General features: G+C 41.7%; 15 protein-coding genes. 2 read left to right on the top strand and 13 right to left on the bottom strand.

All coding sequences use genetic code 11. The annotated features are described in order from the left end of the window. Positions 1-259: 259 nt before the first annotated feature. Both msrA and AAEY94_RS18005 read right to left on the bottom strand, forming a co-directional pair. Complete coding sequence (msrA, locus tag AAEY94_RS18000) at positions 260-853, bottom strand: peptide-methionine (S)-S-oxide reductase MsrA (protein WP_101086730.1); 594 nt, start codon at positions 851-853, stop codon at positions 260-262. Positions 854-1,023: 170 nt separating this feature from the next. Beyond that, positions 1,024-2,985: a DNA topoisomerase III gene (locus AAEY94_RS18005; protein WP_350979462.1), complete on the bottom strand. Its 1,962-nt coding sequence runs from the start codon at positions 2,983-2,985 to the stop codon at positions 1,024-1,026. Positions 2,986-3,156: 171 nt separating this feature from the next. Between AAEY94_RS18005 and AAEY94_RS18010 the strand changes: the two genes are divergently transcribed. Next, entirely contained in the window at positions 3,157-3,864 is a 708-nt protein-coding gene (locus tag AAEY94_RS18010; RefSeq protein ID WP_350979464.1) for a tRNA (adenine(22)-N(1))-methyltransferase, read from the top strand. A 150-nt stretch (positions 3,865-4,014) separates the two neighbouring features. Here the strand turns inward: AAEY94_RS18010 and AAEY94_RS18015 are convergent, their stop codons facing one another. The 5 genes from AAEY94_RS18015 to AAEY94_RS18035 all read right to left on the bottom strand — a co-directional run bounded on the left by AAEY94_RS18015 (position 4,015) and on the right by AAEY94_RS18035 (position 10,158). After that, positions 4,015-4,434, bottom strand: a complete 420-nt coding sequence (locus tag AAEY94_RS18015) for a hypothetical protein (protein ID WP_350979466.1) — start codon at positions 4,432-4,434, stop codon at positions 4,015-4,017. A gap of 97 nt (positions 4,435-4,531) precedes the next feature. Beyond that, the gene (locus tag AAEY94_RS18020) at positions 4,532-4,837 is read right to left on the bottom strand and encodes a DUF3240 family protein (RefSeq protein ID WP_101086726.1); all 306 of its coding nucleotides are present in this window, start codon (positions 4,835-4,837) and stop codon (positions 4,532-4,534) included. Next, positions 4,834-7,887, bottom strand: a complete 3,054-nt coding sequence (locus AAEY94_RS18025) for an efflux RND transporter permease subunit (RefSeq protein WP_350979469.1) — start codon at positions 7,885-7,887, stop codon at positions 4,834-4,836. The genes AAEY94_RS18020 and AAEY94_RS18025 overlap by 4 nt, the downstream gene beginning before the upstream one ends. A gap of 1 nt (position 7,888) precedes the next feature. Further along, positions 7,889-8,920 (bottom strand): efflux RND transporter periplasmic adaptor subunit, encoded by a 1,032-nt coding sequence (locus tag AAEY94_RS18030; RefSeq protein ID WP_182744996.1) that lies wholly within the window; start codon positions 8,918-8,920, stop codon positions 7,889-7,891. Then, the gene (locus tag AAEY94_RS18035) at positions 8,917-10,158 is read right to left on the bottom strand and encodes a TolC family protein (RefSeq protein ID WP_350979471.1); all 1,242 of its coding nucleotides are present in this window, start codon (positions 10,156-10,158) and stop codon (positions 8,917-8,919) included. Before AAEY94_RS18035 ends, AAEY94_RS18030 begins: the two co-directional genes overlap by 4 nt. A gap of 187 nt (positions 10,159-10,345) precedes the next feature. Here AAEY94_RS18035 and AAEY94_RS18040 point away from each other — a divergent pair, with 187 nt between their 5' ends. Further along, positions 10,346-10,843, top strand: coding sequence for a helix-turn-helix transcriptional regulator (locus AAEY94_RS18040; RefSeq protein WP_162023441.1), 498 nt, complete (start codon positions 10,346-10,348; stop codon positions 10,841-10,843). Positions 10,844-11,200: 357 nt separating this feature from the next. Here AAEY94_RS18040 and purF read toward each other — a convergent pair whose 3' ends face one another. The 6 genes from purF to AAEY94_RS18070 all read right to left on the bottom strand — a co-directional run. Beyond that, complete coding sequence (gene purF, locus AAEY94_RS18045) at positions 11,201-12,715, bottom strand: amidophosphoribosyltransferase (protein WP_011636872.1); 1,515 nt, start codon at positions 12,713-12,715, stop codon at positions 11,201-11,203. A 33-nt stretch (positions 12,716-12,748) separates the two neighbouring features. Beyond that, a complete protein-coding gene (locus tag AAEY94_RS18050) occupies positions 12,749-13,237 on the bottom strand; it encodes a CvpA family protein (protein WP_101086721.1) in 489 nt (162 codons plus the stop codon). Positions 13,238-13,389: 152 nt separating this feature from the next. After that, positions 13,390-14,022 carry an SPOR domain-containing protein gene (locus AAEY94_RS18055; protein WP_350979474.1) on the bottom strand — a complete coding sequence of 211 codons (633 nt, stop codon included), beginning with the start codon at positions 14,020-14,022 and terminating at the stop codon, positions 13,390-13,392. Between the two features lie 71 nt (positions 14,023-14,093). Then, the gene (folC, locus tag AAEY94_RS18060; protein ID WP_350979476.1) at positions 14,094-15,371 is read right to left on the bottom strand and encodes a bifunctional tetrahydrofolate synthase/dihydrofolate synthase; all 1,278 of its coding nucleotides are present in this window, start codon (positions 15,369-15,371) and stop codon (positions 14,094-14,096) included. Between the two features lie 91 nt (positions 15,372-15,462). After that, the gene (truA, locus tag AAEY94_RS18065) at positions 15,463-16,248 is read right to left on the bottom strand and encodes a tRNA pseudouridine(38-40) synthase TruA (RefSeq protein ID WP_350979478.1); all 786 of its coding nucleotides are present in this window, start codon (positions 16,246-16,248) and stop codon (positions 15,463-15,465) included. A 129-nt stretch (positions 16,249-16,377) separates the two neighbouring features. Continuing rightward, on the bottom strand, positions 16,378-18,684 hold a 2,307-nt coding region (locus tag AAEY94_RS18070), incomplete at its 5' end, for a FimV/HubP family polar landmark protein (RefSeq protein ID WP_350979480.1).

Consider the following 18,684-nt stretch of genomic DNA (forward strand, 5'->3'; position numbering starts at 1 on the left):
CCTGCCTGCCTGCCTGCCTGCCTGCCTGCCTGCAAATAATATTTTTGTTATGTTGTTATACGCCAACATAACCCTAAAAAACGATTAATTCAAAAAAGTGCTTTTTCTAAAGGGTTTAACTCTTTTTCACACTCTAACTTTTTTTCACACTCACATTCTTTTTCACAATCAAATTCTTCGCAACCCCCATACCCCTTTGCTTTTGTATGGGGGGTACCTGAAGCGCCAAAATACAAGTAGCGACTGCCATAAATTAAGCCTAATGTGTCGCTTTATCACCCCAAATTTCATTTAATCTTTTGTCTCTGCCACAATTCCAGCGATAAGCATTATAGCGAATTGGGTTGTTCTTATAGTAATCCTGATGATAACTTTCATCGCCTTTTATAGGATAAAAAATTGAAGCATTTAAAATAGGCGTCACAACTTTACTATTAGGAAATTGCTTTTCAACATTGCTTTTAGACTGTTGTGCAATTTCTCTTTCTGTGTCGTTTGCCACAAAAATCGCGCTTAAATAGCTAGAACCTTTATCGCAAAACTGTCCGCTTGCATCAAAAGGGTCAATGTTCACCCAGTAATGTTCTAACAGCTCGGTGTAACTCACTTTGCTAGGATCGTATGTTATTTCAACCGCTTCATAATGACCACTGTGGTTACCATTATAGGTAGGGTCTTTGATGTTTCCGCCAGTAAATCCTGAGACCACATCGGTTACGCCATCAAGCTTTTCAAAATCTGATTCCATACACCAAAAACATCCACCAGCTAAAATGGTTTTATCTGCTGTGGCATTAGATGCATAAGACAATAAACTTGCTGCAAATATCGTTAACACTAGTGTGCTTTTCATAACACTCTCCTTTATTTTCCTAGGTTATTAGTATTTTTGTCTGTAAATATCTACTATATGAACTTAATGGTTTAAAAGTTCACAATGACATTTACAAAGTTCCTAATGGTGAGTTAACACAGTTATATTTCCGAAATACCTAGACTGTAATGCAAGTAACTCTTGCCAATTTAGCTTTTCGCTTTAGCCTTCTTTTTATACGTTTTTTTAAAACTGCGCTTTGGCGCGCTACTGGCAACACCTTGTAATGCTGAGGGTAATTGACTCGATGCTTGAGTGATGAGGCCATCTAATTGGCTCAACAATGGCTGCATAAAAGCATCATACTTTAAACGTTTTTGGCTGATAGCATCCAAGCTATTTTCCCATAATGCGGTCATGTCGGGCGTGGTTGCTGATTCGGGTAAACTGCGGATTAAGCCAGTACCCACAGGGGTGGCCAATATCGATTTACCCTGGCGAATTAAATAACCGCGTTTAAACAGCAATTCAATAATTCCTGCACGTGTGGCCTCTGTACCTAAACCATCGGTTTCTTTAAGGATTTTTTTAATCTCGCTGTTTGTCACATAACGGCTAATACCCGTCATCGCGCCCAATAATGTCGCATCGGTAAAATGCTTCGGCGCTTGGGTCATTTTCTGTAGTAATTCACCACGCTGACAATGCAAAATTTGACCTTTAACCAGTGGCGGTAAAGACTGTACCGCGTCTTCATTGTCGTCGTCGCTGCTAGTTGAATTAGAACTAGATTGATTTGCAGTGGAAGACCGTTTAAACAGTTGTTTCCAGCCTAAGGTTTTATCTTGACGTGCTTTAGTGGTAAATAATCCACCGGCAATGGTCACTTCAACTGCGGTTTCTGCATAGATATAAGCGGGATAGAACTGGGCTAAATATTGCCTTGCCACATGTTGATATAACTTAGCTTCGTTGCTTGATAATGTCGATAAATTAGCCACCTTTTCAGTTGGCACTATCGCATGGTGAGCATCTACTTTAGTGTCATCCCACGCTTTAGATTTAAGTTTACTATTAGGAGACTCACAACCCTCAATTAAGCCTGAAGCGCCTTTGAGCACGGCGTCCAATACTTTTGGCGCCAAAGCATGCTGATCTTTAGGTAAATAGCGACTGTCTGAGCGCGGATAAGTAATCAATTTGTGGCGCTCATACAAACTTTGGCAAGTATCCAGTACCTCTTTCGCTGACAGGCCAAAACGTTTAGCTGCATCTATTTGCAGTGCCGATAAGCTGTAAGGTAATGGTGGGTTTTGGCGCTTATCTTTAGCCTCAATTTTAGTGACTTCCGCTGGTTTCCCATTGATACGGGCAACGACATTTTCGGCTAAACCTTTAGCTAATACTCGTCCGTCTTCATCCATATATGGCTGACATGCTTCGCTAGGTTGCCATTTTGCGGTGAATGCTTGTTGTTGGTCTGTCAATAAATGGGCTAATACTTCGTAAAATGCTTTAGGGGTAAAATCAGCGATTTCATCATCGCGGCGTACCACTAACCCGAGTAACGGTGTTTGTACTCGACCAACCGACAACACGCCTTGGTAACCCACTTTACGGCCTTGAATCGTGTAGGCTCGGGTCATGTTCATGCCATATAGCCAATCAGCACGGCTGCGGGCCAATGCAGAGGTCGATAATGGAATAAACTCTCGGTTACTGCGTAATTGCCCTAATGCACGTTTTACCGCTTGTGGGTTTAAGTCACTGATTAACAAGCGCTGAACTTGACTCAGCTTGTCTCCTTTTACACCCAGATAAGAAATCACTTCATCGACCAGCAACTGCCCTTCGCGGTCTGGATCGCCAGCATTAATGATCGATGATGCTTGCTTGACCAATTTTCGTAACACCGTAAGTTGACTGCGTGTTTTAGGTTTTGGCTGTAGTTTCCACGTTTGTGGCACGATGGGAAGGTGTTCGAGTTTCCATGACTTAAATGCATCGTCATAGGCGTCCGGTTCTGCTTGTTCGAGCAAATGGCCAATACACCATGACACGCAATCACCATTAGCAGCAGTGATAAAGCCATCACCTTTTTTATGTGGTTTTGGCAGAACATCGGCAATAGCACGACCTAAACTGGGTTTTTCAGCAATATATAAAATCATAATCCACTGTTGGGTCGCTAATATTCAATGAAATGAACCGCGCCACTTAACTGTATAAATTTACAGTATAGATTAGCGTTAAATACGCCAAGCTGCAAATATGAAATAATTAACCACTTAGTCATTTAAATCATTACAATGCGCAGGTTCACTTTAAAACACGACAAACAGATGAAACTCGGCCACCGCTTAGCACATATCAACATGATGATCCCCAATGGTTACACTCATATTTGGGATTGCTGTTGCGACCATGGATTACTCGGCGCCGCGTTGCTAGACAGACATGCTGCTATAATCCATTTTGTCGACATTGTGCCAGCATTGATGCAGCAGTTAACCGCCAAGCTCGAACGTTTTTACCCACAGCAAAACCCACCAAAATGGCAAGTACATTGTGTTGATGTGTCAGCGATCCCTTTAGATCAAGATGAGCATACACCCTTAGTGATTGTTGCCGGAGTGGGTGGAGATTTGATGATCGAGTTTGTTAGGTCACTTTGCCAGCAATATTCGAACCGAAAAATCGATTTTATCTTGTGTCCAGTTCATCATCAATATGAGTTACGCCAACAACTTATCAAGCTTAATTGTGAATTAATTGACGAAAAACTGATTGAAGAAAACCGTCGTTTCTACGAAATCCTTTATATCAGACGTGATCCCAAACTCCCCACGAATGTTGCTAATGATTCGCTTACAGACATTGACCCTATAGGCAGTGTAATTTGGCAAGCGAGTGATGCTGTACAGCAAGACATTGCTATGCGTTATTTAGCTAAAACGATTGCGCACTACAGTCGCATCAATCAATCTCGTTCAGGAAACACCTCTCAAGCACTAAAAGAGTATCAACAGGTAAACATCGCTTTAAAATAATGCCTAAAACGCTTCAATTGGCAGTCCATTTCTGGGCATATAAAGTATCAAGGACGCTACGCCGCAAATGACAAGGACGGACTTAGTCCTGCAATAAAGAGCTGGATTCCCGATCAGCTGCATCTCAGGAATGACGTAATTGCAGTATGACTACCCATGTAGTTTTCTATGTAAAATATCGTACTTTGGTTTTTTAGTAGAAGGCCGTGGATAGGTGTCATCATTTAAGGTTAACGTTGCTTCACCAAGGCTTATTGAGCCACCATTAAGCTGACTTTTCCATCTAACAAGATACTTAGCTGGAGGTAACTTAGGAAGATTAAAATAAAAAATAGTCCCAGGATCTTTTGGCACTTGAACATCTAAGTTAAGTAAATAACCATCATTATTTCTAATGACTATTGAATGCAAAGTCACACTACTTTCAAACGTTACCTTCAAAGATCGCGTAGGCTCGATAGTAAACTCAATCGTCACATCGCTATTCTTCGCAGAAAGCTCACTAGCATATATATTATTTGGTACCAGCAAAGCGAAAAAGATCATGGTTAGGTAACGATAAACTCTCATTTCAATATCCTTTCTTATAACTAAATTTAATGAGCTGACCGCATGGTCCTAACACAGCAACTATTTCCTTTATCGACTTAGTACTTTTCTTTTGCGGCTAGCACAAAGTGCCTGTATGAATGATGGGTGTAATCCAATATCGACACGGATTATGTTTACAAACCGCAGACAAGGCACCTAATAACGCATCTTGATGATCCACAGGATGCATAATTTCAAACTTACAAAATTCCCTGTAGCCTTCAACTTGCTCTTTGATATTAAAATGGCTGTGTTCACGGCTAAAACCGCAAATATTACCGAGGCTAAAACCAGATAAAAACTCAAGCTCAATCAAGGTATCAACGATATCGTCCTTAATATCATTTTGGGCGATCAGCACTAACAATTGCTCCGTGATCATTGACGTTTCTCCAGCCAGTAATAAAGGATTGGTAACAAATAAAGGGTTGTAATGGTTGATGTCAGCAAACCGCCAATAACAACAATGGCCAATGGCTTTTGGATTTCAGCACCAGGGCCCGATGCAAACACCAATGGCATCAAGCCAAACATGGCTGTCGTGGCGGTCATCAAAATAGGTCGTAAACGTCTTGCTGCACCTTGCTCGACTCGCGCCAATAAACTGCTAAAGACATGTTTGGTCTGCTCGTAATAACTCACCATCACCACACCGTTAAGTACCGCGACGCCGAGTAATGCAATAAAACCAACCGAAGCAGGCACAGATAAATACTCGCCCGAAACATACAAGCTCACGATCCCGCCCATCATAGCAAAGGGGACGTTAGCCAAAATCAAGCCCGCTTTAGCAAGCGAACCAAAAGTGGTAAACAAAATGAGAGTAATAAGCGCAATGGCGACGGGAATAACCAGTAATAAGTTATTAGTGGCACGTTGTTGATTTTCAAACTCGCCACCAAAACTGACACTGTAACCGCTAGGTAAGTTAACCTCAGCGTCAATTTTCGCGTTGAGTTCTTCAACAAAACTGACTATGTCTCGACCTTGCACGTTAGTCGTAATCACCGAGAAACGATCACCTTGTTCGCGTTCAATTAAAATAGGGCCTTCTTTATAGGTTAATTTAGCGATATCGGTAAGGCGTTTTAATGAATGATCAGGCATCACCAACAACTGATTCTGCAGCTCATTAATACTACTCAACCCGCCTTGATTATTGGCGATCAATACTGGGGTACGCTTTTTACCTTGCAGCACTTCGGTCACAACAACACCTTCAAGTTGGCTTTTTAAATACCGCGAAAACTCCATGGTGCTCATGCCAAAGCCACGTGCCAGCTCATTATCTAGGGTTAAGTTAATAAATGGACTGCCCTCAATCATGGCCATTTTTACATCGATACTGCCACTGGTGTCACTGACAAGCTGCTCAATTTGGGCCGTTAATTGCCCAAGTGTATCAATATCGGTGCCAAAGACTTTAATGGCCACATCACCAATACTGCCAGTAAGCATTTCAGAGACGCGCATCTGAATAGGTTGAGTAAAATTAAAATTTACTCCAGGAAAATTAAGCAGTTCAGTGCGAATAGCATCAATCAGTTGCGTCTTGTCAGCAAAGCGCCACTCGTCTCGCGGTGCGAGTTCCAAAAATACATCGGTTTCATTTAGCCCCATAGGATCTAAACCAATTTCATCAGAACCGGTCCGCGCAACCATTTGTTTAATTTCTGGCACCTTTTCAAGCAAGGTAATTTGAATTTGCTTGTCGATAGCAATCGACGCTTCAAGCGAAATAGAAGGTGATTTTTCTAGCTGTAAAATAATATCGCCTTCATCCAATGTCGGCATAAAGGTTTTACCCACAAGACTAAATAGCCCTAAACTCACCACTAACAGCGTAAACGACACGATGATAAACGGCTTTTTATAGGTAAACGTCTTTTTTAAACTGCTCAAATAAGCCGCTTTTAGTTTCTCTATCGCTTTAGGCTCTTGTGCAGACTTTTCGTTAACCAGATAAGATGCAATGACCGGAATAACCGTAAGCGACAACACCAATGCCGATAACATGGCAAAGACAATCGTGACAGCCACGGGCGTAAATAATTTGCCCTCTAAGCCGGTTAATGTCAGTAAGGGAGAAAACACAATCATCACAATGACAGTGCCAGATACAACTGGAATAGCCACATCTTTAGTCGCACGATAAATAAGGTGTAAACGCGGTAAACGTTGCTTAGTCGCAATAAGATTGACCATGTTCTCAACCACTACCACAGATGAGTCAACCAACATACCAATCGCGATGACTAAGCCACCTAGACTCATTAAATTTGCTGACAGATTAAATAAATCCATCATCAAAAACGTCATTAATGCCGCAAGAGGCAAAGACAATGACACAACTAAAGCGGCCCTGACATTACCTAAAAACAGCGCTAGTAATACAATCACTAACAACACGGCTTCAAATAACGCACTTGAAATGGTATCAATCGCGGTATTAATTAAATTAGCACGATCATAAAAAACGTTAAGCTCGCTGCCTTCAGGCAACGAAGTATTAATTTGCGCTAACTTTGCTTTAATATTGGTGACTACTTGGGCAGTATTGGCATCTTTAAGTGCAATAATTAAGGCTTCAGCCGCCTCTTCACCGTCTTTTGATACCGCACCATAGCGGGCTAAATGGCCAATCTGTACGTCAGCTAAATCTATCAAGCGATAAACTTGCGCATCATCCGCCTTAATCACTAACTGTTTTAGTTCATCAATATCATCGACTCGCCCTTCTGAACGCACAATAATGGTATCAGTACCAATGGTTAATTTACCGGCACCTTCATTATGATTATTGTCCGTAATCGCCTGTTGCAAATCTGCAAAACTGACGCCAGCGGCAGCCATGGCAGAAGGATTAGGACTAACACTAAAACTTTTGGCATAGCCGCCTAAAATATTCACATCAGCCACACCAGCAACGGTACGCAGCAAGGGTCTGACTTCCCATTCCAGCAACTGCCGACGTTCCATTAACGATAAGTTAGGGTTTTCAAGTGTAAACATAAAGATTTCACTTAACGGCGTACTCATCGGTGCTACACCACCAGAGACACCTTCAGGAAAACTGTCCCATACCGCCGCTAGTCGCTCGCTGACCTGCTGCCTAGCCCAATAGATATCAGTTCCTTCAGTAAAATCTAAGGTAATATCACTAATGGCATACTTAGTAGTGGAGCGTAAAATGGCTTGATTTGGGATCCCTAAAAGCTCTGTTTCAACCGGTACAGTAATTTGCGCTTCAATTTCTTCAGGCGTCATGCCCGGTGCTTTTAAAATAATCTTCACTTGCGTAGGCGAAATATCAGGAAAGGCATCAAGAGGAATATTAAACCAGGCACGAGTACCCGCTAACATTAAAATCAACGCTACGATCAGCACAAACAAGCGCTGAGTTAGCGAAAAACGAATCACAGAAGCGAGCATATTATTCGCCTCCTAAACCAAGCAGTATACCTTTCACTGCCGCGACAGATTGAGACAAGACTTTAATTTGACTCAAATCTTGATCACTCGCGACAATATAATCATCTGCAGTAGAGCCTAATACATCGATACTCAATGAAGACAATGTTTGGTCTTTTTGGGTAAAAATCTGGCTATCTTGTTGCCAAGTGAACACACTAATTTTAGGCACCAAATACACGGCTTTTTGATATTCAGGTATCACAGTAATTTGTTGCCCTAAGAGTAAATTGCACGTTTGTGGTACAGGGGTAGACCAAGCTGTTAAAAATACCCCATCAGCAATTGCAGACACTTCATCAATGGCAATATGACATTGATTAATGTTCACCGCAGATAACGAGGTTGACTGACTCATAGGCACACTGACTTTCACCCGAATACTATCGGTAGGAATAAGCGAGAATAATTGCACCCCAGCACTGTAGGGGCTATTTAAATAATTAAGATTAACAATGCCCGCCACAGGAGCCATGACCACCAGCGATTCAGTATCTGCATCAATGCTTTGCACCATCTCCATAAAGTGCTGCATGTGTTCGTATTCAAGGTGAGCACTAAAGTAATCTTGGCTGATCTCGCGCCACTTATCTGAGCCAATGCTGCCATTTTTTAATAAAGGCAAATTACGGTCATAACGCTGCTTAGCTAGATCGTATAGGCTTTTGGCCGCCTCTATTTGAGCTAAAAAATGAAACACTTCCGGTCCAGTTAATCTGACAATGGCTTGGTCTTTGGTGACAACTTGCCCCTGTCCCACTAAAAACGTGACTTGCTGAATATTTTCAGGCGTCATAACCCAATAATCGTTACCGGGTAAACGGGCTATTTGTGCAGGAAGAGGGCTACCTTCATAACTGGCCACTTTTTTAGGCGACATATAACTCACGTCTAAGTGACCTAACTCGCTAAGAGATATGGTTTCAGCACTAACAAACGCCGATGATAAACCGATTGTGATACATAAAAGGCTGGTGCCAAATTTGGCCATCATAATGAAATCCCTAAAGCTTGCAGTTGCTGAGAATGAAGTTGTTGCTGGGCCACTTGGTTAAGTGCTAAACGCGATTCGGTATCTAATGCATCCATGTAACGGCGTAACCAAATTTCATAACCCATTTGGTTTTGGTCTTTTACCTTGGCCAAATCTTCAGTGATGGTGCGACTCAGTGATACCCCTCGTTGTAACAAGGCCTGCTGTTTTCTGAGATTATGCTGCTGTAATAACAGCTTTTGTGATTGATTTTTGAGTTCCAGATACAGTCTTTCGCTATTGATGCGTTGATCTTGATAATCTTTCTGCCAAACCGACAGCTCACGTTGAGATAAAGCAGAGCCAAAACCGAGTGGAATACTGATCCCAACACCTAAATGCTGGTCGTTAGAGAGATCACCAGCCGTTTCCTTTGCGGTTAATGACACAGTCCACGGATCTTGTTCACCCGCTTGCTGGCTTGTCATCATGATGTCTTGAAACTGTTGTTGCAGCGACTGTAATTGCCACAAAGGATGCTGCATCAATACCACATCAGCACCATGAATAGATTGCACGTCTAATTCAGCCATATTATGGCCACTTTCTTCTATATTTTCGGGGATCTCACTCAAACCCGTGAGTGATTGAAATAATGCCATTGCTTCATCTTGTTGCTGTTTTAGTTCAATCTGCGCTAAATCAATATCCACGCGTTCACGATCTAATAGCAATAAATTGACTTTAGGAAACTCACCCGCAGCAGACAGTTGTTTTTGCTGCACATGTAACTGTTCTAATAGTGATGCTTTACGTTGCAGTTGCTCAGACCTAACTAAAGCGATGCGGAAATCCCACATGCTTTGTCTAAGCAAACCAGATAAATATAATTTTTGAAGTGCCACCTGCTGCTCAAGCAGAGAGCTTGTTAACCGTTTTAATTTGTTATCGCTTTGGTGCAAATTAAAAGATTTAATGGGTAAGTTAAGTGATACTTCTTGTTCATAAATGTTACTATTATCCAGATCGCCTAGGTAACTTAAACTAATGCTCGGTAAGCCCGTCAACCAAGTCGAACTGCTCAATTGTACTGAGCGGTTATCGTTGAGTGGCATGGCATTAAAGGTGGTCTTGTTTAATCGCGTTTGACTTAACTGCAACAGTGGTGACAGGTCATTGCTTGTAGCGCCATAGCTATAAGAGCTAATCGCTAGCGCAATAATAAGACATATTTTGATACTAAACTTCACGGCAGACATATGTGATTTCACTAACCCAAAAGATATAGTTAGACTATTATCTTTAGGTAGAGAACACATGGGGAGTATGTATCATAAATGTCGCTATGGTACATATGTACCATAATGTAAACTCATGATTTTAATGCGTAATCATTTACCCTTTTTAGTTTTATTTACGTAACACACTCATTTTTGGACCGCTGTCATGAGAAAAGATGTATTCATTATTATACTGCTACTGCTAATCACCTTGTTTAAGTTGTTCGACATATTTGCCGATTTTCAACTGGACATTCCCGCTTGGCACATTGCCCAAGAAGCCATGCTGGTATTGTTAACGATTGCAGCGAGTATTTTTTTAGGTTATGACCTGATCCGCAGTTCTCGCCAAGTCAAAGCACTCAAATCGAAACTTAAAAAAGCGGATAAAGAAATCGATCACATGTCAGCACAAATGCGATCAGCAAGACAAGAATACAGCGTAACAATCGCAACACAATTCGATGCATGGCAGTTTACCAAAAGTGAACAACAAGTCGCTTTATTACTGTTGAAAGGCCTCAGCTTTAAAGAAATTGCCGAGGTACGACTCACCAAAGAAAAAACGGTCCGCCAACAAGCATCAACAATTTACAGCAAAGCACAAGTTGACGGCCGCCACACTCTATGCGCCTGGTTTATGGAAGATTTTATTCAAGAGTAATACTCACTAAGCCCAAAAAAATATAGGTACCTGCTTAAAAATATTACAGGGTGAATAACGTAGTAGTCAGGATTATTATTTTAGCTTTTTCCCTTTGTCTTCATTATCCGCGCAGGCTTAGATCCCGGCTTAAATGCCTTATTGGGAGGGATCCATTTTTGACTTTTGACTTTTGACTTTTGACTTAATGACTTAATGACTTAATGATTTAATGATTTAATGATTTAATGATTTAATGATTTAATGATTTAATGATTTAATGATTTAATGATTTAATGATTTAAACCCATAAAAAAACCAGCATTTTCATGCTGGTTTTTTTGTTGTTAACAAATATTGCTAACAAGGCCGGTTAACTTATGGATGACACTCGTTGTGCATTTCTAAGTTAGTACCAATGTCTTTTGAGCGATTGGCTTTAGCATCATCATTACGTAATTGCGTTAAATGATCCAAGTAAGCTTGGTCAACGTCGTTGGTAATATAATGACCGTCGAACACAGATGTTTCGAAACGCTTAATCTCTGGATTTTCCATTCTTACTGCTTCAATTAAGTCGCTTAAGTCTTGGAAAATAATGCCATCGGCACCAATGATTTTGGCAATTTCGTCAGCATCACGACCATGAGCGATAAGCTCATTAGACGTCGGCATATCAATACCATACACATTCGGGAAACGGATTTCAGGTGCAGCGGAAGCAAAATACACTTTCTTTGCACCGGCTTCTCGCGCCATTTCAATGATCTGTTCAGACGTAGTACCACGTACAATCGAATCATCAACCAATAATACGTTTTTACCTTTAAACTCGGTATTAATCGCATTCAGTTTACGACGTACTGATTTTTTACGTTCTAGCTGACCAGGCATAATAAACGTACGACCAATATAACGATTTTTCACAAAACCTTGGCGGTATGGTAAATCCATGCAACGTGCAATTTCTAATGCGATATCACACGAGGTCTCAGGAATAGGAATAACAACATCAATGTCGTGATCTTCCCATTCTTTCTTAATTTTTTCGCCTAACTTAGCGCCCATGTTTACACGGCTTGCATAAACAGACACTTTATCAATGCTCGAATCGGGACGTGCAAAATACACGAATTCGAAAATACATGGCGCATAGCTTGGGTCTGCTGCACATTGACGGGTAAACAATTGTCCATCAAGTGAAATATAAACAGCCTCACCAGGTGCTACGTCACGCATCACTTCAAAACCAACAGCGTCTAAAGCAACACTTTCAGAAGCAACCATGTACTCAGTACCCGTTGCGGTTTCGTGTTTACCCAATACCAAAGGACGAATACCAAATGGGTCGCGAAAGGCCACTAAACCTTGGCCAATAATCATCGCAACTACCGCGTAAGCACCACGAGTTTGCGCATGCACTTTAGCAACTGCATCAAACACTTCATCGGCACTTAAGGTTAAACTGCGCGTTTCTTGTAACTCATCGGCTAACAGATTTAACAAGATTTCTGAGTCTGAGGTGGTGTTAACATGACGACGCTTTGTGACCAAGCTTGCAGCCAGTTCAATCGTATTAGTCAAGTTACCGTTATGTGCTAACGAAATACCAAATGGCGAGTTAACATAAAACGGTTGTGCCTCTGATGCACTCGAGCTGCCAGCGGTAGGATAACGAACATGTCCAATACCGGCATTGCCTTGTAAACGCTGCATATGTTTAGGTTCAAACACATCTTTGACTAAGCCGTTTGCTTTACGTAAACGAAACGCATTCATGTCAACCGTCACAATACCTGCTGCGTCTTGACCACGATGTTGGAGCACAGTCAGCGCATCATAAATGGTCTGATTAACTGTTGATTTTCCTACTATTCCGACGATACCACACATGGGTAAGGTTCCTCACTGTAAAGTGTTTTATGTTTATATTTTGGGTACAAAGCTAGAGGTATTTTCAAGGTAGTTAAAAAACCACTGAATAACCACGCCAAATTCAGGTACAAGAACAGAGTCCTGCCACCATTTAGTGTCAGGGAATGCCGTAAAAGCATCCATAAAAAACAGTAATGCACTAACGATTAACGCGCCACGAATGGCACCAAAACACAGGCCTAAAACACGGTCTGTGCCCGATAATCCGGTTTTAGCCACTAACTGGCCTAATAAATAATTAACGAGTGCCCCTATGATCAGGGTAATGATAAAAAGAATAGCAATCGCCACACCATTTCTAACTAACTCGTCCTGCATTTGGGTTAAATGAGCTGCAAGATCAAGATAAAACTGGCTAGCGATAAAGAAAGCGGCAAACCAAACCACAAGAGACATGGCTTCTTTGGCAAATCCGCGGATCAAACTAATAATAGTTGATAACCCGATGACAATAATTATTGCGTAATCAATCCAAACCATGGAGATGGGGATCCGGTATAGGGTTCAAGACGGCGGGATTCTAACAGAGACAGAGATGTTTCTCACCTCTGATTGCACAAATTATTCTTGCGTGATTAAGAACAATCAAATTGTAAATATTAATCACGCACGCAAAATACCGTCTGAAGAGGTTATTGTTCCTGTGGATTATAGGCTACGATTTTGCCTTTTAATCCGGTTAATTTGAATATAGGTTGCTGACGAGCTTTAAGTTTTTCTTCTGAAACTTCAGGGCCAACAAATACTCGGGTTAGTTTCCCTTCAACGGGTACTTTAGGCAGTGTATAAGCGTTAAACCCCGCTTTTCGCAGTTGAGCAATCAACGCTTTTACATTGGTAATATTATTAAACCCGCCTAACTGCAATGTAAAACCAGCAGTAATAGGTGATTTCACTTTATTTGCAACCTGGGTTTCAGGCTTTTTAACTGCCACTGTAACTGGAGCTGGAGCTGGCGGCTTAACAGCTTGGCTGACTTCTTTGGTCGGCTCTTTGTTCGGTTCAGCTCCCCCTAATGCAACGATATCGTTACTGAGATCTTGTGGTTCAGCAATCGTTAACACTTGAAATTCTTCTACTGGTTCTGCGGTATTGTCAGAATTAACTTTATTGGAAGCACTTGGCTGAGTTTGACGTAAAGGAATTTCAGTGAACTCCTCAACCACTTGCGTTTTTTTACCGTCTAATAAGTCGGGTAAAAAAATCACGCCTAAGGCCACTAATACGATGGTACCCACCAAACGATTTTGAAATTGACGATTCAAAGCTAATTCCCTTTTTTAACCAAATGACGTAAATGATGGCTTGTACAACCGACGTCGGACATAAATAGTGTTTATAAAGATTTAAAGCCTGCAACAGTATAAAAAGAACCGAAGACAATAACCACATCATCGACATTTACCGTAGTTTGTATGGCTTGCCATGCGCTAGCGATGTCAGCAAACTCACTAACATGCTCACGACTACTGTCATTGGGCAATGCTTGACGCAATGCTTGTGCTGATGCGCCTCGTGGATTATCTAAACTCACCAAGTTCCAATGGCTAATTTGTTGATCTAATGTCGCCAATACCGACTTAATGTCTTTATCTTTAAGCATGCCACACAGGGCTACAATACGCCGACCTTGGTACGCCTGTAATTGTTGTGCTAAATATCTGGCTGCATGGGGATTATGCGCAACATCTAATAGTACTAATGGTTGCTGACTCACCTGCTCTAGTCGTCCAGCCAGTTGAGCTTGTTGTAATCCTCGATTAATGTGCTGTTGGCTTATTTGCGGCCAAATATGGCTTAGCAGCGCAACAACACTTGCAGCGTTAGCTAACGGTAACCTTGGCACCGTTAAGCCAGTATATGACTGCTGCGCAGATTCAAAGTGCCATAATGCTGGTTGAGTCTGATCTTTATGGTAATCAAACTCATGCCCAACACGATAAAGAGTTGTACGGAGTTGATTAGCATATTCAGTGACGCTCAACGGTAAATCTGGCTCACCGATAATAGCAACACAATCTGAGCGAAACACGCCAGCTTTTTCTCTGCCAACCAGTTCACGGGTATCGCCTAAATATTCTTGATGATCAAGATCGATAGAGGTCAAAATAGTGGCAGTGGAATCGATAATATTGGTTGCATCCAATCGCCCACCTAAACCCACTTCAAGAATGATCACATCGACTTTAGCAGCTTTAAACAAATATAAACCTGCTAAGGTGGCATATTCAAAAAAGGTTAATGAAATATCACCTCGCGCGGTCTCTATCGCACAAAAAGCTTCGATAAAGGAGTCATCACTGGCATCTTGTTGATTTATTTGTACCCGTTCATTGTAATGCAGCAAATGAGGCGAGCTATAAACGCCGACGGACAAATCAGCTTGATGTAAAATCGAAGCCAGCATAGCGCAGGTTGTACCTTTGCCATTGGTACCGGCTACGGTAATGACTTTCGCTGGCGCTAAATCAAGCACATTTAATTTCTCGGCAACAGCGCTGACTCGAGTTAAGCCCATGTCAATTTCGCTAGGATGAATTGCCAGCAAATAATCCAGCCATTGAGCTAAGCTTGACTGTTGATTGGGTACAGTAATTTCAGACACGATTGACATAATTCAATACCATTTAACTTATTCAAACCTTACTCGGCGCTGCGAATACAAAACATGGGTTTTACATTTCAATAAAGATAACTTACAAGACTTAATCGAGCATAAACAATGGACCCAGCGCTAACTTAGGCAATTGATAATGTTCAGGGTAAGTCACATCGACCAAATACAATCCATTCGGTTTCGCAGTAGGTGCCGCTAACTTACGATTTTTCAGAGCAAACAATTCTGTTATCCACTCTATAGGTTGATTACCTAAGCCGATTTGCAGTAATGAACCAACAATATTACGCACCATATGATGTAAAAATGCATTAGCTTGAATATCGACCATCACATACATGCCTTGGCGAGTCACATTGACTTGATGCACGTTTCGAAACGGCGTTTTAGATTGACAATGCAATGCTCTAAAACTGGTAAAATCGTGTTCGCCAACAAAAAGCTGTGCCGCTTTATGCATCAAGGTTTCATCAATATCACCGTGATAATGGCTCACTCCGGCACTTAAAATACCCGGGCGCAGTTTATGATTATAAATCACATAGCGGTAACGTCTGGCTGTCGCACTGTAACGAGCATGAAAACTGTCATCGACTTCTTTTGCCCAGCGTATCGCCACACTGTCGGGTAAATTAGCATTAACGCCCTGTGTCCACGCCGTCATTGGACGTTGAACATCGGTGTCAAAATGAACCACCTGCCCGGTACCGTGTACACCAGTATCTGTTCTTCCGGCACACAAAACGGTTATAGGTTCATTAGCCACATAACTTAACGCTTTTTCAATCTGGGCTTGCACTGAATCGACCTCGAGTTGGCGCTGCCACCCACAAAAACCACTACCATCATATTCAACACCTAACGCGACCCGCATGCCTATATCCTCTACTCAATAATGGCGCGCAGTTTATCACAAAAAAACGGCGCATGTATCTGCGCCGTTTGCTTTTATGTGGTTAACATAAGCCTATTTCATTACCTATGCAGGCAAGAAATTATCGGCTTAACTGACACTTTTTAGTAAATTTTTGGCTTCTAATTGCTGACGTTCATTACCGTCCATTTGCACTTCTTTTAATAACGCTCGAGCACTGTCTTGATCTTCAATCTCAATATACGCCCTGGCTAAATCAAGTTTTGCATTAACGGAGTTTTCTTCATCATCAACATCAACCATATTCGGATTGCCCATTAATGAACTTGCAGAGCCCATATCAACATTAACGTCTTTATACTGATCGGTTTTATCGTCATCTTCATCAGCATCGTTCAACAGTTTATCAATATCGATATAACCGTTTTCACGCTCAAAACGCATTAAGTCATCGTCACTGGCTTTATATTCTGTTGATTGGCTTCGTTCTTTTTGATCGAGTGCAGCCAATGCTTCATCAACAGTTAAGTTGTCATCGCTAAGGATATACTCATCTTCTGAGGTAAAGTCATCATCGTTGTCATCATCATTGAGTGATTGTGAAAATGCAGCCAGTAGATCATCGTCACTCACATCTGCTTCATCGATTTCTCTCTCGTCAGCGGCTGACTCGGCAGCTTTAAGTAAATCGCTTTCCCAATCTAAAAGTTCAGGTTTTGGTTTACTTGATTTTAGGTCATTAAAGAAGCCTGAATCTTTATTGATTTTACTTTTCGCACTAGACGAAGCAGCCTCTTCATCATCCATTTGTGCTAACAAGGCATCAAGACCATCATCCGTTTCTGATGTAGGAGCTTGTGCAGCTGCAGTTTCTTGATCAGACTCAACATCATTATTGCTCGTTGACGCTAACGCGGCTTCAAGTTCAGCATCTAACCAGCTGTTATCTTCGTCATCGCTGTCTGCTGCTTTATCAGCATCCGCTTCTGGCTCAATATACTTGTTCGTTTCAATATCAGCGGAATCATCTGTGTTAGTTAAATCGGTATCGTTAAGATATTCATCAAACTCATCGAATAATGCGTTATCGTCGATGCTTTCATTGTCAGGCTGAGTGCTGTCAACCTGCGGAACACTGCCATACTGTGGGTTTTCAGTGTCATTTTCTGATGGAGTATCGTCTTTTATATCTTCTTTAAAGCTTGCCAATAAAGTATTAATGTCATCATCGAGGGACTCATCATCAGATATAGATTCTTCATCGGAAATATCATCATCTAATTCAGCAGCTATCTGTGCTTGGACGGCAGCCTTCTCCTGAATGTCGGCATCTGACTCAATCACTGGCTCGTTAAGACTCGCTAATAATGCATCGATGTCATCATCACTGGTTTCATTATCATCAATAGAATCTACGACATCCTCATCACTTAACTCTGCAGCAATTTGCGCCGCTAAATCATCACTATCGGAAGTTTGCTGTTCACCGGTTGATAGTTCATCACTTTTTTCATCAAACACTGATTCAATAACAGGTTCATTCAAGCTAGACAGCAATGCATCAATGTCATCATCACTCGACTCTACATCTTGGATATCTTCGTTAGTATCATCTTGCAACTCAGCTGCAATTAACGCGGCTATGTCATCATCGTTGTCAATTGAATCACGGTTTAGCGGCTGAAGGTCTGTATCCCCATCATCTGTTGAGCTATCTGTTGAGCTATCTTCTTCGGTCTCATCCTTGGTCACAGACAAGCCAGCTAGGAGTTGATCTATATCTTCGTCCGTTGCTGTAGGAGCATTAACATCAGTTTGTTCCGAATCAGGCTCTGATAGTAATAAATCAAGGTCCTCTTCCGCGTTTGCTTCAGCTGATTTTACCGGTGTTTCGGCAGCCACATCATCTGGCTCTGCAGGCATATCAAACTCAGCTAACAATGCATCGATATCGTCATCCGCGTTTGCTTCAGCTGATTTTACCGGTGTTTCGGCAGCCACATCATCCGGTTCAGCAGGCATATCGAACTCAGCTAACAATGCATCGATATCGTCATCCGCGTTTGCTTCAGCTGATTTTATCGGTGTTTCGGCATCAACATCATCCGACTCTGCAGGCATATCAAACTCAGCTAACAATGCATCGATATCGTCATCCGCTTTTGCTTCAGCTGATTTTACCGGTGTTTCGGCGGCCACATCATCTGGCTCTGCAGGCATATCAAACTCAGCTAACAATGCATCGATATCATCTTCCGCGTTAGCTTCTGTTGATTTTACTGCTTCTTCAGCGGCCACATCATCTGGCTCTGCTGGCATATCAAACTCTGCTAACAATGCATCGATATCGTCATCCGCGTTTGCTTCAGCTGATTTTACCGGTGTTTCGGCGGCCACATCATCTGGCTCTGCAGGCATATCAAACTCAGCTAACAA

It is taken from the genome of Shewanella sp. AC34-MNA-CIBAN-0136 (assembly GCF_040309945.1).
Lineage (GTDB): Bacteria > Pseudomonadota > Gammaproteobacteria > Enterobacterales > Shewanellaceae > Shewanella.